This is a genomic window from Pseudomonas sp. GW460-12-10-14-TSB1, from assembly GCF_017349775.1.
Classification (GTDB): Bacteria; Pseudomonadota; Gammaproteobacteria; order Pseudomonadales; family Pseudomonadaceae; genus Aquipseudomonas; species Aquipseudomonas piscium.
In genome coordinates, this window is the sequence record NZ_JACNAC010000035.1 from 27,913 (window position 1) to 40,679 (window position 12,767).

14 protein-coding genes are annotated in these 12,767 nt (G+C 62.8%); all 14 read right to left on the bottom strand.

The genetic code is table 11. The annotated features are described in order from the left end of the window. Positions 1-55 precede the first annotated feature (55 nt). The 14 genes from mgtA to J4D52_RS19680 all read right to left on the bottom strand — a co-directional run bounded on the left by mgtA (position 56) and on the right by J4D52_RS19680 (position 12,730). Positions 56-2,773, bottom strand: coding sequence for a magnesium-translocating P-type ATPase (gene mgtA, locus J4D52_RS19615; protein WP_063430268.1), 2,718 nt, complete (start codon positions 2,771-2,773; stop codon positions 56-58). 289 nt (positions 2,774-3,062) lie between these two features. Then, positions 3,063-3,347: a hypothetical protein gene (locus J4D52_RS19620; protein WP_025809228.1), complete on the bottom strand. Its 285-nt coding sequence runs from the start codon at positions 3,345-3,347 to the stop codon at positions 3,063-3,065. Positions 3,348-3,789: 442 nt separating this feature from the next. Beyond that, on the bottom strand, positions 3,790-4,947 hold the full coding sequence (locus J4D52_RS19625) for a glutathionylspermidine synthase family protein (protein ID WP_063430270.1): 1,158 nt from the start codon (positions 4,945-4,947) through the stop codon (positions 3,790-3,792). An 11-nt stretch (positions 4,948-4,958) separates the two neighbouring features. Continuing rightward, positions 4,959-5,675: a DUF1190 domain-containing protein gene (locus tag J4D52_RS19630; RefSeq protein WP_063430272.1), complete on the bottom strand. Its 717-nt coding sequence runs from the start codon at positions 5,673-5,675 to the stop codon at positions 4,959-4,961. Positions 5,676-5,695: 20 nt separating this feature from the next. Then, positions 5,696-6,124 (bottom strand): DUF350 domain-containing protein, encoded by a 429-nt coding sequence (locus J4D52_RS19635; protein ID WP_009043573.1) that lies wholly within the window; start codon positions 6,122-6,124, stop codon positions 5,696-5,698. A 15-nt stretch (positions 6,125-6,139) separates the two neighbouring features. Next, a complete protein-coding gene (locus J4D52_RS19640) occupies positions 6,140-6,790 on the bottom strand; it encodes a DUF2491 family protein (RefSeq protein ID WP_102677476.1) in 651 nt (216 codons plus the stop codon). After that, positions 6,777-7,811, bottom strand: coding sequence for a potassium channel family protein (locus tag J4D52_RS19645; protein WP_053278848.1), 1,035 nt, complete (start codon positions 7,809-7,811; stop codon positions 6,777-6,779). The genes J4D52_RS19640 and J4D52_RS19645 overlap by 14 nt, the downstream gene beginning before the upstream one ends. A 69-nt stretch (positions 7,812-7,880) precedes the next feature. Continuing rightward, a complete protein-coding gene (locus tag J4D52_RS19650; protein ID WP_097303215.1) occupies positions 7,881-8,447 on the bottom strand; it encodes a rhomboid family intramembrane serine protease in 567 nt (188 codons plus the stop codon). Between the two features lie 206 nt (positions 8,448-8,653). Further along, complete coding sequence (locus tag J4D52_RS19655; RefSeq protein WP_096374014.1) at positions 8,654-9,355, bottom strand: PspA/IM30 family protein; 702 nt, start codon at positions 9,353-9,355, stop codon at positions 8,654-8,656. Positions 9,356-9,381: 26 nt separating this feature from the next. After that, on the bottom strand, positions 9,382-9,963 hold the full coding sequence (locus J4D52_RS19660) for a YjfI family protein (RefSeq protein ID WP_016704634.1): 582 nt from the start codon (positions 9,961-9,963) through the stop codon (positions 9,382-9,384). A 344-nt stretch (positions 9,964-10,307) separates the two neighbouring features. Next, positions 10,308-10,976, bottom strand: coding sequence for a DUF2491 family protein (locus J4D52_RS19665; protein WP_025809222.1), 669 nt, complete (start codon positions 10,974-10,976; stop codon positions 10,308-10,310). Between the two features lie 114 nt (positions 10,977-11,090). Then, positions 11,091-11,585: a hypothetical protein gene (locus J4D52_RS19670; protein ID WP_102677475.1), complete on the bottom strand. Its 495-nt coding sequence runs from the start codon at positions 11,583-11,585 to the stop codon at positions 11,091-11,093. 51 nt (positions 11,586-11,636) lie between these two features. Then, on the bottom strand, positions 11,637-12,143 hold the full coding sequence (locus J4D52_RS19675; protein ID WP_063430282.1) for a GNAT family N-acetyltransferase: 507 nt from the start codon (positions 12,141-12,143) through the stop codon (positions 11,637-11,639). Positions 12,144-12,145: 2 nt separating this feature from the next. Beyond that, positions 12,146-12,730: a GNAT family N-acetyltransferase gene (locus J4D52_RS19680; RefSeq protein ID WP_102677474.1), complete on the bottom strand. Its 585-nt coding sequence runs from the start codon at positions 12,728-12,730 to the stop codon at positions 12,146-12,148. Between the last annotated feature and the right edge of the window lie 37 nt (positions 12,731-12,767).

Here is a 12,767-nt window from a genome sequence, read left to right on the forward strand (position 1 = left end):
TCGCTGAGCGCTGGCAAGCCAGCTCCAACCGATGACGCGGTCCCGGCTCAGTTCCTCAGAACCATTGCTTGAAGCGACGGATGTAGAGGGTCTTCATGGTCTGGGCGACGACGCAGTAGCACAGCAGGGTGCCGACCAGCCAAGGGAAGTATTCCCACGGCAGCGGTACCAGGCCGACCATTTCACCCAGCGGCGAGAACGGCACGTAGATACCCAGGGCCATCACCAGGCCGGTCATCAGCATCACCGGCAGCGCCGCGGTGCTCTGGATGAACGGGATCTTCTGGGTCCGCAGCATGTGCACCACCAGGGTTTGCGAGAGCAGGCCTTCGATGAACCAGCCGGACTGGAACAGGGCGGCCATTTCCACGCTGTTGGCGGCGAACACGAACCACATCAGGGCGTAGGTGGTGATGTCGAAGATCGACGAGGTCGGCCCGATCCACAGCATGAAGCGCCCGATGTTCTTGGCGTCCCACTTGCGCGGCTTGCGCAGGAACTCCTTGTCCATCTTGTCCCACGGCAGCGACAGCTGGGAGATGTCGTACATCAGGTTCTGCAGCAGCAGGTGGATCGCCAGCATTGGCAGGAACGGGATGAACGCACTGGCCACCAGCACCGAGAACACGTTGCCGAAGTTGGAGCTGGCGGTCATGTTCAGGTACTTCATGATGTTGCCGAAGGTCTCGCGGCCCTTGATCACGCCTTCTTCCAGGACCATCAGGCTCTTTTCCAGGAGGATGATGTCCGCCGATTCCTTGGCGATGTCGGTGCCGCTGTCCACCGAGATACCGACGTCGGCGTCGCGCAGCGCCGGGGCGTCGTTGATCCCGTCGCCAAGGAAGCCCACGGTGTGGCCGTTGGCCTGCAGGGCCTTGAGCACCCGGGATTTCTGCAGCGGGGTGAGCTTGGCGAACACCGTGCGTTCTTCCACCAGGCGCGCGAGCAGCGCGTCGTCCATGCGCTCGATATCGCGCCCGAGCAGCGGCTCGCCGACTTCCAGGCCGACCTCGCGGCAGATCTTCGCGGTGACGATCGGGTTGTCGCCGGTCAGCACCTTCACCGTCACACCGTTCTCGCGCAGGGCGGCGATGGCCGGGCCGGCGGTTTCCTTGGGCGGATCGAGGAAGGTCAGGAAGCCTTCGATGATCAGCTCGCGTTCGTCGCTGGCGCTGTACTGCTGGCGGGTTTGCCCCGGCGCCAGGTCGCGGGTGCCGACCAGCAGCACGCGGAAGCCGTCACGGTTGTATTCCTCGGCCAGCTCCAGCAGCGCCGCCCGGCGCCCGGCGTCGAGGTTCAGGGTGACGCCGTCCTGGCGTACCCGGGTGGCGGTGTCGAGCATTTCCTCGACCGCGCCCTTGCACACCAGCAGGTGATGGCCGCTGTCGTCGGCGAGGATCACCGAGAGGCGCCGGCGGACGAAGTCGAACGGCAGTTCATCGACCTTGCTCCAGGCATCGGGCGCGCTGAACTTCGGGTTGTTTTCGGCGTAGCTCACCACCGCGCGGTCCATCAGGTTCTTCATGCCGCTCTGGTGGTAGCTGTTCAGCCAGGCCAGTTGCAGCACCTGGTCGCAGCGGCTGCCACTGATGTCGACGTGGTGCTCGAGGATGATCCGATCCTGGGTCAGGGTGCCGGTCTTGTCGGTGCACAGCACGTCCATGGCGCCGAAGTTCTGGATCGCATTGAGGCGCTTGACCACCACCTTGCGCTTGGCCATGGCCGCGGCGCCCTTGGCCAGGTTGGCGCTGACGATCATCGGCAGCATTTCCGGGGTCAGGCCGACGGCCACCGCCAGGGCGAACATGAAGGCCTCGGCCCAGTCACCCTTGGTGAAGCCGTTGATCAGCAGCACCACCGGCACCATCACCAGCATGAAGCGGATCAGCAGCCAGCTGACGCTGTTCACCCCGCGGTCGAAGGCGGTCTGGGTCCGCGAGCCGACGATGGAGCGCGCCAGGGAACCGAAGTAGGTGCGCGACCCGGTGGCCACCACCACCGCGGTGGCGGTGCCGCTGACCACGTTGGTGCCCATGAAGCAGATGTTCGGTAGGTCGAGCAGGTCCTGCTGGTCGGCAGCAGCTGTGCGGTGGGCGGATTTCTCCTGCACCGCGCCCAGGGTGTCGTACTTCTCCACCGGCAGCGCCTCGCCGGTCAGCACCGCCTGGCTGATGAACAGGTCGCGGGATTCGATCAGGCGGATATCGGCGGGGATCATGTCGCCGGCGGACAGCTGCACGATGTCGCCGACCACCAGGTCGCGCATCGGCACTTCGCGCAGCGCGGCCTTCATGCCCATCTGCTCGCGGCGCAGCACGGTGGCGGTGGTCCGCACCATGGCCTTGAGCGCCTCGGCGGCCTTGGCCGAGCGGTACTCCTGCCAGAAACGCATCAGGCCGCTGGCCAGGACCATGACCAGGACGATGATCACCCCGGTCAGGTCGGTTTCCTCGCCGGCCTGCAGGGGCAGCCAGAAGTCGGTGAAGAAGCTGATGCCGGTCAGGGTCATCAGCACATAGATGAACGGGTTGTTGAAGGCTTGCAGCAATTGCACCAGGGCATGGGGCGGCCGGTCGTGGGCCACCTCGTTGAAGCCGTCGCGCTGCAGGCGGCCTTCGGCGTCGAGTTCGGTCAGGCCGTTGGCGTTCGACTTGACGTTGTCCAGGGTCACGCCAAGGCTGTTCTGCGCTTCGCGGGCGGCACGCATCGACAGCCGGGTGTCGTCGCGGGTGGGGTTTTGCGAGGAGGAGGTGCGGGTTTTTACCGTAGTCATTACGTGTGCTCCTGCCGCAGGCTTGCGGCACGACACACAGACCACTCACCTATTCAAAGACGAGCGAACGTATGTCGAGCCGCAAGTAAGCGATCGATTCAGGTAGTTGCGTTTTATTGGTTTTAACGTTCGCCGCCTATTCAATGAGCATGAATAGACGACGAACCTACTACTGGCTTCGTCCATAACAATTACCACCAACTTTTAGTTTTAAGCAGGCAATAGGAAGTTGCCGAATTCCTTATTCAGGAAAACGTTCTGGAAGGACTTGAAAGTGCCTTCGATTGAACTAGAAGTGCGAGTCCCGGGACAGGCTCAGCAGCAGGCCGGCCTGCATCAGGAGGCCGGCCAGGCTCCGACTCTGTGGGTCCTGGCTATCGTCGAAGCTCCAGCGTTGCTGGAGCCGGCAGGTGACCGGGCAGACGCGCCAGTTGGCCCGCGGCCGGGTTTGCGAGGAGGGGGTGGAATACAGGGTGGCGACCCGGGAAACGCCAGCGCGCTCAGCGCAGGGCTTGACCCGCATGGTCGATGCGAAGGCGCGTACGCCGGGCATTACAGTGGATTTGAAGTTCATAACAGTTGCCTCGCGACCGGACTGGCTCCGGTGAAGGCAAGTTACGAAGGAGCGTCAAGCTCTAGCGCAGCTCACCCGACCGAAAAGTCGAGTCCCGTCATTTTCTGGGTTAAGTGCCCAGCCCTGCGCAAGCGCATCGACCAGACAGCGTCTAGATACTGTGTCCATTGGCTTCTTTAGTGAGTTGAAAAAAGGCCGGTTTGGCCGGCCCGCGCAATTTACTCAGGCCGACCTGTCAAGTCAAGATTAAATTGCCACGAATCATATATTCGTTCAGCTTTAAGTAAGGTCTGTATCGGAGCTCGGATAAATGAAGGGGCAAGTTATATAGGACGGCCTTGAATAACAATCATTGAAACAATGTGCACGATAGTTATTGTGCTGCGACAGTTTGTACGCCTGGAGAAACAGGCCGAGGCGCATTGCGCGCCCCGGCGACTGTTCAGTCGAGGATCAGGTGCGGCAGGAAGCGGCTGGAGTCCTTGGTGATCAGGCTGTCGTCTTCGCGCACGCCGATGCCGGCGGCCTGGTCGCCGATGACCCAGGAGCCGATCAGGGTGTAGCTGTCGCCAAAGCGCGGCAGCGGAGCGAAGGACTGCAGGATGTAGGGCGCGTCGGTGTAGGGGCCGTCTTCCTTGACCACCTCGTCCTGCGGGGTGCGCAACTCGATGTTGGCGCCTTCGCGGGAAAAGAACGGCTTGCGCACCCAGCCCTTGGGCACATCGCGCTGCGGGTGCAGGTCCAGGTGGGTTTCCAGCAGGTTCGGGTGGCCCGGGTGGGCCTCCCAGAGCAGCGGCAGGATGCCCTTGTTGGAGAGGATGGATTTCCACGCCGGTTCGAAAAACTGCGTGTCGCTGGCGGCGATCGCCGCGCCGAAGGGCTCGTGGAAGATGAACTCCCAGGCATGCAGCTTGAACAGGTGCGGGATCCAGCGGTCCTGCAGGTCGACGAAGCGGCCTTCGGCGGTGAGGCCGATGTCTTCCACGTCGATATGCCGCGACTCGATGCCGGCCTTTTCCGCGATCAGGCGCAGGTAGTCGGTGGTGGCGCGGTCTTCCACCGAGTCCTTCATCGAGGCGAAATAGAACGGACGCTCGATCCCCAACTGGGCGAAGGCCTGGTGCAGCCGGGTGTCGATGCTGTTGAACTGGTCGGCATGCCGCGGCAGCAGGCCGCGCTCGATGTTCTGCTCCAGCCAGCCCCATTGGAACGCCGCGGTTTCATAGAGGCTGGTGGGCGTGTCGTAGTTCAGCTCCAGCAGCTTGGCCGGGCCCTGGCCGTTATAGGAAAAATCCAGGCGGCCGTAGAGGTGCGGGTGACCCTCGAGCCATGAAGTGCGGATCATGTCGTAGAAGGCCGGCGGAATGCTCAGGCGATCCAGCAGGGCCTCGCTGCGCACCACCCGGTCCACCAGGTCCATGCACATCTCATGGATCTCGGTGGTCGGGTCTTCCAGGTCGTCCTCGATCTGCTTGAGGCTGAACTGGTAGTAAGCGCTTTCGTCCCAGTAGGCTTCGCCGTCGATGGTGTGGAACAGGAAGCCGAGTTTTTCCGCGGTCTGTCGCCAGTCCGGGCGTTCGTTGCAGAGGATCTTCTTCATGGCGCGCTTCCTTAGCTGCTCGAGCGTCCCGAGCTCCAGCTTGAGGAGCTGGAGCCGCCCCAGCCGCTGCGGGCGCTGGCCTGGCTGCCGAAGCCACCACGAGAGGTGGAGGAGGACACGGACATCGGCCGGGTGGTGGTCCGGAAGCCGCTGCCCGACTGCGCCTGGCGTGACTTGGAGAAGGTCGAGCCGCTGGCGATGCGCTGGTTGAGCGTCGAGTTGGTGTAGCTGCCGCGGTCGTCGCGGTAGCGGTAGACCGGCTCGGAGTAATAGTTGCGGTTGCCGCCGCTGAGCAGGTTGCCGATCAGCAGGCCGGTGAGCAGGCCGCTGTCATTGCTGCTGAACGACGAGCTGCGGCCGGCCTCGGGGCTGACTCCGGCTGCCGCCAGCTGCTCGCGGGTGAAGGCGCCCTGGGCGTTGATTTCAAAGCCGCCCAGCTTTGGCACGAACTTGCCGCTGGAATCCATCTGGCACCAGTTTTCGACGAAGTCGGCATCGCAATCGGCCTGGTTGTCGTAGACCGGCGCCTGGGCGCGGTGCTCCGCCATGGCCTTGATATAGGCATCGGAGCAGACGTCCACGGCGATCTTGCCGTCCACGCATTCCTGCACCGACTGGAAGTTGAATTTCTGCTGGACCGCGAGGGTCTCCGGCTCCGAGTTGCAGCCCGAGATCGCCAGGGCCACCGAGGCGGCCAGGGAGAGCTGAACGTATTGGCTTCGTTTCATCGAGGGCTCCGTGCGGTCGATCAGTTCTGCGAAGGGGTCATGCAGGCGGCGTTGAGCAGGCCGACGCTGATGGCCACGGCGGCGACGTAGATGCCGGCGGCGATTTCGCCGTTACGGATGCGCTGCGAAGTGCCCTTGAGCACCAGGCTGGTCATCAGGAACGCCAGCAGTTGCACCACGGCGGCGATCAGCGCCCAGACGGCGAAGTCCAGCAGGCTGATGGAGTAGGCGATGACGTTGCTGGCCGGGATGGCGAAACCGATGATGGCGCCGCCCAGGGCGATGGCGGCGGAGACGTTGCCCTCGCGGATCAGCTGGAACTCCTTGTGCGGCGTCAGGCGGGTGTAGACGAACTGGAACAGGGCGAACAGCACGGCCGCGCCGAGGATGTAGGTCAGGAAACCGACCACGGCGAATTTGTTCAGGGAAATGGAAAGGGCTTCAAGCATGGGTTCTGGTCCTTGTCAGAGGGTTTGCAGGTCGGTCATGTACAGGGAAATACCGAGGGAGGTCACCAGGCTGACGGTACCGTCGGCGTATTGCTCCACGGAAAACAGCAGGAACTCGCGGCGATTGGTCAGGCCGGTGTCACGGGCATAGAGCATCGAATGGCTTTCGAAGGCGAAGGTCTCGTCCGGCTTGGACACCTGCTCGCGCAGCGGCACCAGCTCGGTCTGCCCGGCTTCGGTGCCCCATTCGCGCTGGTACTCGACGCCGTCGAGGCTGTAGGTGGGCTGGCCGATCAGGCTGTTCGGGCCGGCCAGGCGGCGCAGCTCGGCTTCGTTGTTGACCGCCTGGTTGCTCAGGTAGTTGAACAGGATGATCGATTTGACCTGGCCGTCGATGCCGCCGCTGGTGTGCACCTGCAGCCAGTAGTCCTCGTCGTCCAGGTAGTAGCGCGACAGCCATTCGGACTGGCCCAGGTCCACCAGGCCTTCGCTGTAGACCGCCTGGTCGCCGGGAATCGCCACGCGGCTGTTGTCGGCGAGCAGCAGCTTGAGGCTGGCATCGAAGCGGATGCCCGCGCCCATGCTCAGGCCCAGTGGGCCGGTGGCGAAACTCGAGCTTGTGGTGGCCGGGGCCTGGAGCCCCAGAAAGCGTTTAAACCATCCCATTGTCGATGTCCTTGAGGCGGGTGGAAGCGATGTAGAAGAGTTCGCCGCCCTGGATCCGCGTATCGCTGTGCGGGTTGATCTGCGGGTGTTGCGCGCCGCGGGCGCGGTAGCCGATCAGGGTGGCGTTGTAGCGTTCCTTGAGGTGTACGTAGAGCTCGGCGAAACGGCCCTCGTAAGTCTCGGGCAGGCGCATGACGTATTGGGTGGCGCCCTGGCCGACGCACAGCAGTTCGTTGATCACCACCGAGGAGCCGGGGTCCTGGGAGGAGCGCACCAGCATCTCGATGGCCATGCTCGAGGTGCATTCCAGCTTCGGTGCGTAGGAGGCGGCCAGGGTGGCGATTTCACTGTCGTTGAAGTGGGCGACCACATGGCCGGCGGGGCGCAGCTGGTTGATCGCGAGTACGCTGGCCAGGGTCAGGTCGTCGGAGCTGGTGCGCACCAGCACCCGTTCGGCGCCGGGCACTCCGGCGCGCAACAGCAGGGCCGCGGACGACAGGCTTTCGCCCCTGACGAAGGCGGCCTTGCCCTGCATCGGATTCTCGTCGAGGGTCGCGTCGCAGATGACGATCAGGTTGTCGTTGGAGGTTTCGTCCTGCAGCAGCAATTCGATCACCCGCTCACTGGACGCGCCTTCCCAGCCGACCAGTACGGTATGCCCGGTCTGGCCGGTGAAGTCGCCTTTGCCTTTCATGCCTTTTCTCCATAGGTCCATAACGCTGCTGGTGGTCTTGCCGATGGCCGCGGTCAGCAGCGCGATGCCGCCGAGCATCACCCACACCGCCACGAAGACCCGGCCAGCGGCGGATTGCGGCGACAGGTCGCCATAACCCACGGTCAGGGTGGTAGTGAAATAGAAATAGATGAAGGTCGCGGGCGCGGTGAGGTGCTGCTCGCCCAGGGCCACCAGGCCGAGATAGGAGGTCGCGGCATGCACGCCGAGCGCGATGGCCAGGCCCATCCAGCCGAAGCGCTGGAAGAAGGTGGCCGCGTATACCCGAAGCAAGATGAAAATCGACATCGAATCCCTGATTTCCTGTTGAGCTGATCTATCCGTGATGCAGCGCGCCGTGCCCGGGCAAGGCACGGCTCATTGCCGCGCGGCATTAGACATCGGCTTGGCGCCGGATAAAAGCATTTTTGCTGCGATGAACCCGGCGAAGGCGCCAAAGATATGCCCTTCGAAGGAAACCCCGGCCCGTGGCAGGAACCCCAGGACCAGGCCGGAATACAGGAACATCGTCACCGCGGCGGCCAGCAGGCTGCTCCAGCTGCGCAGCAACCAGGCACGGGTGAGGATGTAGGCCCACAAACCGAAGACCCAGGCGCTGGCGCCGACATGGATGCCGCGGAAGCCGAACAGCCAGACCAGCGCGCCGCCGAGCAGGACGATGATCAGGCTGACCGCCACGAAGCGTCGCTGGCCTTCGGCGATCACCATGGCGCCGAGGATCAGGAAGGGCACCAGGTTGGCGGTCAGGTGGGTAAAGGAACCGTGGAGAAAGGGCGAGGTGAGTATCCCCGGCAAACCCTGCAGGGTACGCGGGATCAGGCCGAAGATATTCAGGCTGTAGCCGCTCAGGCTGTTGAGCACCTGTACGGCGATCATCACCAGGGCCAGGCCCGCCAGGGTCTTGAAACCGTTTGCAACTGCCATCGAGGCCCTCCCATAGGCCAGAAAAAGGGCGCAGGGTGCTTAAGCGCAGGTGATCCATTGTAGGAGCGCAGCTTGCTCGCGATGATCGTTAACGATACCGCGTACTGACTGGATGAGCGCGGCACTCTCCAGTCCATCGCGAGCAAGCTCGCTCCTACAGTTTCCGTGGCATTGCACCGCGTGCCTTTTTTACTGCTCCAGGAGCCTTACTCGGCCGACTTCTGTTTCTTCAGTCGCTCGAGGATGGCGTTGGCGCTGCCCTGGTCCGGCACGATGTTGGCTTCGCGCAGGCGGCGTTCCAGGTCGTTGCCGTTGCTCGCATCGGCCAGTTGCTCCTGGGCTTCCATTTCCGCCGCGCGCTGATCCTGGCGGGCCTGCAGGCGGTTCAGGGTGTTGACCGCGGTTTCCAGCTTGCCGTTGGCACCGCCGCTGGCGATCGAGGCGCTGACCTGGGCCTTCTGCACGCTTTCCCGGGCCTTGGCCATGTCCACTTGCTGGCGCAGGCTGCGGATGCGCGCTTCGGCCTTGCCGATGTCCTTGCGCATATTCTCGGCGTAGGCGCCGAATTCGCTGGCTTGCTTCTGCTCCGCTTCCAGGCCGGTGGTCAGGGTCGAGATGGCTTCGGCGACTTCCAGGGCCAGGTCTTCGCGGTTGGCCTGCAGCGAGGCGAGGGCCTTGGATTCCAGGTCGGCGATCTTGGCGGTGAATTCGCTCACTCGCTCCGAGGACAGCTTGTGCTTGGCCATGATGGTGACCAGTTCGCGCTTGGCGTTGGACAGGGCGTTGTCGGCGTCGCGGATTTCCTGGTCGAGGATGCGCAGGGCCTGCTGGTCGGCGATGGCTTCGCCGACTTCGTTGGCGCCGCCGCGCAGGGCGGTGAACAGTTTGTTCCAGATGGACTGAGTCATGTAGGCGTACTCCGGATTCTCGGCAATCAGTTGAAGAAGCTTTCGAAGGCTTCGGTGGCGCGTTGAACGTTGTCCACCAGGGTCTTGACCTCGGTCACCACGTTGGTCAGGTTCGAGCTGGCGCTCAGGGCGCCGAACATGTTGTAGACGGTCTGGCCGTTGGGCATGGACTCGATGCCGATCGAGGACAGGGGGAACATCTCCCGGCTGCGCAGCACCGCGTCATTGAAGCGGGCGACGTCGTTGATCGACTCCAGGTCCACCAGCACGGTGTCGACGATGATCTGCTCGCCGACCACCGCGATGTAGATCGGCAGGCCGCCGAAGTCGTGCATTTCCAGCTTGATGCTTGGCTCGGCGCCTTGAATCAGGCTCAGGCCGATTTCGTTCGAGGTCACTTCGTCCAGGGCCTGCAAGGCGCTGAAGAGGCGGTCGATGGTCCAGTTCTCACCTGCGATCATGTCATTCTCCAATACCGGTGCGCCGCCGATCAGGGGTTGGCGCAGCTTCTTCTCAATGTGCTTGAGCACGCTCCGGTTTTCCGGAAGTACCCAGGTTTCGTGTTTCACATAACCAGCGGCACTCAGGCCCGCGCGCATCTGCTTCATATAGAAGCTCGACGGCTTCTTGGCGGAAGCCTTGCTGCTAGGGGCCTTGTTGCTGGAGGCCTTACTGCTGGAAGCTTTCGAGCGCTCTCCTTGTCGACTCTCAGAGGAAGCCGGTAGGTCAGCAGGCTGACTGGCCGGGAGGGTCTTTTTCATGGGGTGACTCCGCTGTTCACGTATCACGCGTGAGAACATTACAGGGGATTTTGTTACGACTCAATGACTCACGCGTGATATTTTTTGGAGCTGGATTCAACAACGGATCGCAGGTATCGCAGGTTCTGGAAGTGGCTTGAGAGGATCGGGGCGTCGTGCCCCGTTTCTCGTTGAGTTCACGTAGTTCTCCCCTATCCGGGGTAACTGACGTGCAGATCGCTCAAGTACAGCGAGATACCTTGGGCAAAGGTGAAGTCAACATCGTCATCCACCCCGAACAGCAGGAATTCCCGGCGATTGGTCAAACCTGTCTCGCGGGAGTAAAGCACCGAGCGGTGCATGATGCTCTCAGGGCTTGCGTCGTCCTCGTCGTCTTTATGGACTAAATGTTCAATCAAAGGTAGCAAGGCTGTTTGCCCTGCATCGACCCCCCATTCCCGGCTGTACTCGATGCCTTCATGGATATAGGTGGGACGACCGATTAATGACCATGGGGCGACCGTACAGCCCAACCGTTCGCTACTATCGATATCCGTAAGGACAATACTATCGAACAGGATGATGGATTTGACCTGCAGGTCTTCGTTGTGGCCCTGGGTATGAATCTGCAACCAATGGCTGCCGGGTTCGAGGAAGTAGCGTGATAGCCAGTGGGTGTCCCCTAGATCGATAAAGGTCTCGGCATAGATTTCCAACTCGCCGTCCGGAATCGTGGCCTTGCTTTTACCGTCGAGCAGCAGCTTGAGAATCGAGTCGAAGCTGACCGTACTGCTCAGGCTAAGGTCGAGGGGGCCAAGGTGGATTTCCTTTTCCAGATCCTTTGCAGGTTCGCTTCCCAGAACGTGGTCAAACCAGCCCATTGTCGATGTCCTTGAAATGAGTGCGGGCGATAGAACCGCTATTGTCGCCCAGGCATGAGTGTTGCCATCGAAGCAGACAGAAAAATGCCCCCTGATAGCAATTTGGTGGCGGCATTAAACATCGGTCTTGTGCTGGATAAAAGTGTTTTGCTGCGCATGATCCAGCGAGTCCAGGCTCGCCAGCCGCTGGCGCAGGCGTTCGACCTGCTGTGTCTGCTCGAGCTGTTCCGTGGGTGTCAGCGCCCGTTCGGCGTATTCGCGGCTGATGAACAGGATGGCGTCGTTGCCGTCGGGTTCGTCGGGATAATCCGGGTGTTCGACTATCTCTTGCAGCAGTTCCCGGGTCACTGCCACCACGTGGAAGTGCACGCTGAAACCGCTGGAGAACCCCAGCTTGTAGAACACTACCTTGTGCGGCTGGTACTCCAGGCGCAGCAGGCGTTCGCTGAGGGCCAGGACCTGGCCCAGGGCGGCCAGCGCCGGAGGTGCAAGGTCGACAAGGTCGCTGGCCTGGGCGCGGGAGGCGACGATCAGGCTGCCCGGGTGGCGGGCATCGCGGCGATAGCTGATGCGCCAGTGCTCGGTGTCCAGAAGGCTCGTTGAATCCATGCCGGGGCGGTCCTTGTGCGGCGGGCGAGGCTGTCGACGATCGCGCCTCGATCATTGCCCGGGCGCTGTCGGGGTGTGGAATTTATACAGGGTGCAGGGGTAGCCGTCTGCCGTTATCGGGTGGCAGCTGTAGGCGTCGCCGGTGAGCGTGGGTATGACCCGGGCCCAGAAATCCCGCGCCGGCCGGTTGTCATCGATATGGAAGATCTGCCAGTGCCCGGGCAGCAGCTCCAGCAGTTGCATCACCACCTGCCGGCCGATGCCGCGACCGCGAAAGCGCCGGACCACAAAGAAGTAGGCGAGGTTGTACTGCACCTCGGCGAAGTGCACCTGGTCGTTGACTATGGCAAAGCCGGCCAGCTCGCCGTCGACCCGCAGCAGCCAGGGGCGGGTGCCGGGCTGGCGCCAGTATTCGGTCATCGGCTGGATCTGGAACAGGCCATGGCAGCCGAGCTTGATCGGCAGCCACTCGCTGAGTTCGTACAGGTAGAACTGCATCAGGTTTTCGATGCATTCCAGCTCGTCGCGCTGGGCCGGGTGCAGTTCGATCTGGCTCATGGTTACAGGCTCCGCACCGTGTCGGTGGGCGATGTGGCCTTGGCCGCGAAGTAGCGTTCGGCGCTGAGGCTGTACAGCAGGCTGGGGGCCAGGCCGGGGAAGTCGTCCAGTTCGCCGTCCAGGGTCAGGCCCAGGCGTTCCAGGGCGCGGCGCGATGGCTGGTTGTCGGGGCGCACCAGGCCGATCACCTGTTCCTTGCCCAGCACGCGGAACGCCAGGTGCAGCGCGGCGTCGGCCATTTCGCTGGCATAACCCTGGCCCCAGGCATCGACGGCGAAGCGAAAGTACAGGTTCAGCCCGGTGCGCTCGCCGAAGCGGCTGTGCATGACGCCGCCGAACCCCAGCACCCGCTCGGGCTGGGCGCGGTCGCAGACCACCCAATAGCCGAAACCCTGGTCCTGCCAGTGTTGTATCCAGCCCTGCAGCCGGTGCTGGCAGCTCTCGCGGCTGTCCGGGCCGGCCGGGTTGTAGCGCTGGGTTTGTGGGTCGCCGTGGATCAGGTGGGTGACGTCCAGGTCGGCGGCCGTTGGTGCGCGCAGCAGCAGGCGGGCGGTGAGGGTGGTCGCGGAGGAGAGAGCATCGGGCATAGGAATCGTCCGTGAGCGAGGGGGTATTTTTCTTCAA

Bases quoted from the DNA above. Each gene is read 5' to 3' on its own strand.
- mgtA (WP_063430268.1), bottom strand. From the start codon at position 2,773: ATGACTACGGTAAAAACCCGCACCTCCTCCTCGCAAAACCCCACCCGC.
- J4D52_RS19620 (WP_025809228.1), bottom strand. From the start codon at position 3,347: ATGAACTTCAAATCCACTGTAATGCCCGGCGTACGCGCCTTCGCATCG.
- J4D52_RS19625 (WP_063430270.1), bottom strand. From the start codon at position 4,947: ATGAAGAAGATCCTCTGCAACGAACGCCCGGACTGGCGACAGACCGCG.
- J4D52_RS19630 (WP_063430272.1), bottom strand. From the start codon at position 5,675: ATGAAACGAAGCCAATACGTTCAGCTCTCCCTGGCCGCCTCGGTGGCC.
- J4D52_RS19635 (WP_009043573.1), bottom strand. From the start codon at position 6,124: ATGCTTGAAGCCCTTTCCATTTCCCTGAACAAATTCGCCGTGGTCGGT.
- J4D52_RS19640 (WP_102677476.1), bottom strand. From the start codon at position 6,790: ATGGGATGGTTTAAACGCTTTCTGGGGCTCCAGGCCCCGGCCACCACA.
- J4D52_RS19645 (WP_053278848.1), bottom strand. From the start codon at position 7,811: ATGTCGATTTTCATCTTGCTTCGGGTATACGCGGCCACCTTCTTCCAG.
- J4D52_RS19650 (WP_097303215.1), bottom strand. From the start codon at position 8,447: ATGGCAGTTGCAAACGGTTTCAAGACCCTGGCGGGCCTGGCCCTGGTG.
- J4D52_RS19655 (WP_096374014.1), bottom strand. From the start codon at position 9,355: ATGACTCAGTCCATCTGGAACAAACTGTTCACCGCCCTGCGCGGCGGC.
- J4D52_RS19660 (WP_016704634.1), bottom strand. From the start codon at position 9,963: ATGAAGCAGATGCGCGCGGGCCTGAGTGCCGCTGGTTATGTGAAACAC.
- J4D52_RS19665 (WP_025809222.1), bottom strand. From the start codon at position 10,976: ATGGGCTGGTTTGACCACGTTCTGGGAAGCGAACCTGCAAAGGATCTG.
- J4D52_RS19670 (WP_102677475.1), bottom strand. From the start codon at position 11,585: ATGGATTCAACGAGCCTTCTGGACACCGAGCACTGGCGCATCAGCTAT.
- J4D52_RS19675 (WP_063430282.1), bottom strand. From the start codon at position 12,143: ATGAGCCAGATCGAACTGCACCCGGCCCAGCGCGACGAGCTGGAATGC.
- J4D52_RS19680 (WP_102677474.1), bottom strand. From the start codon at position 12,730: ATGCCCGATGCTCTCTCCTCCGCGACCACCCTCACCGCCCGCCTGCTG.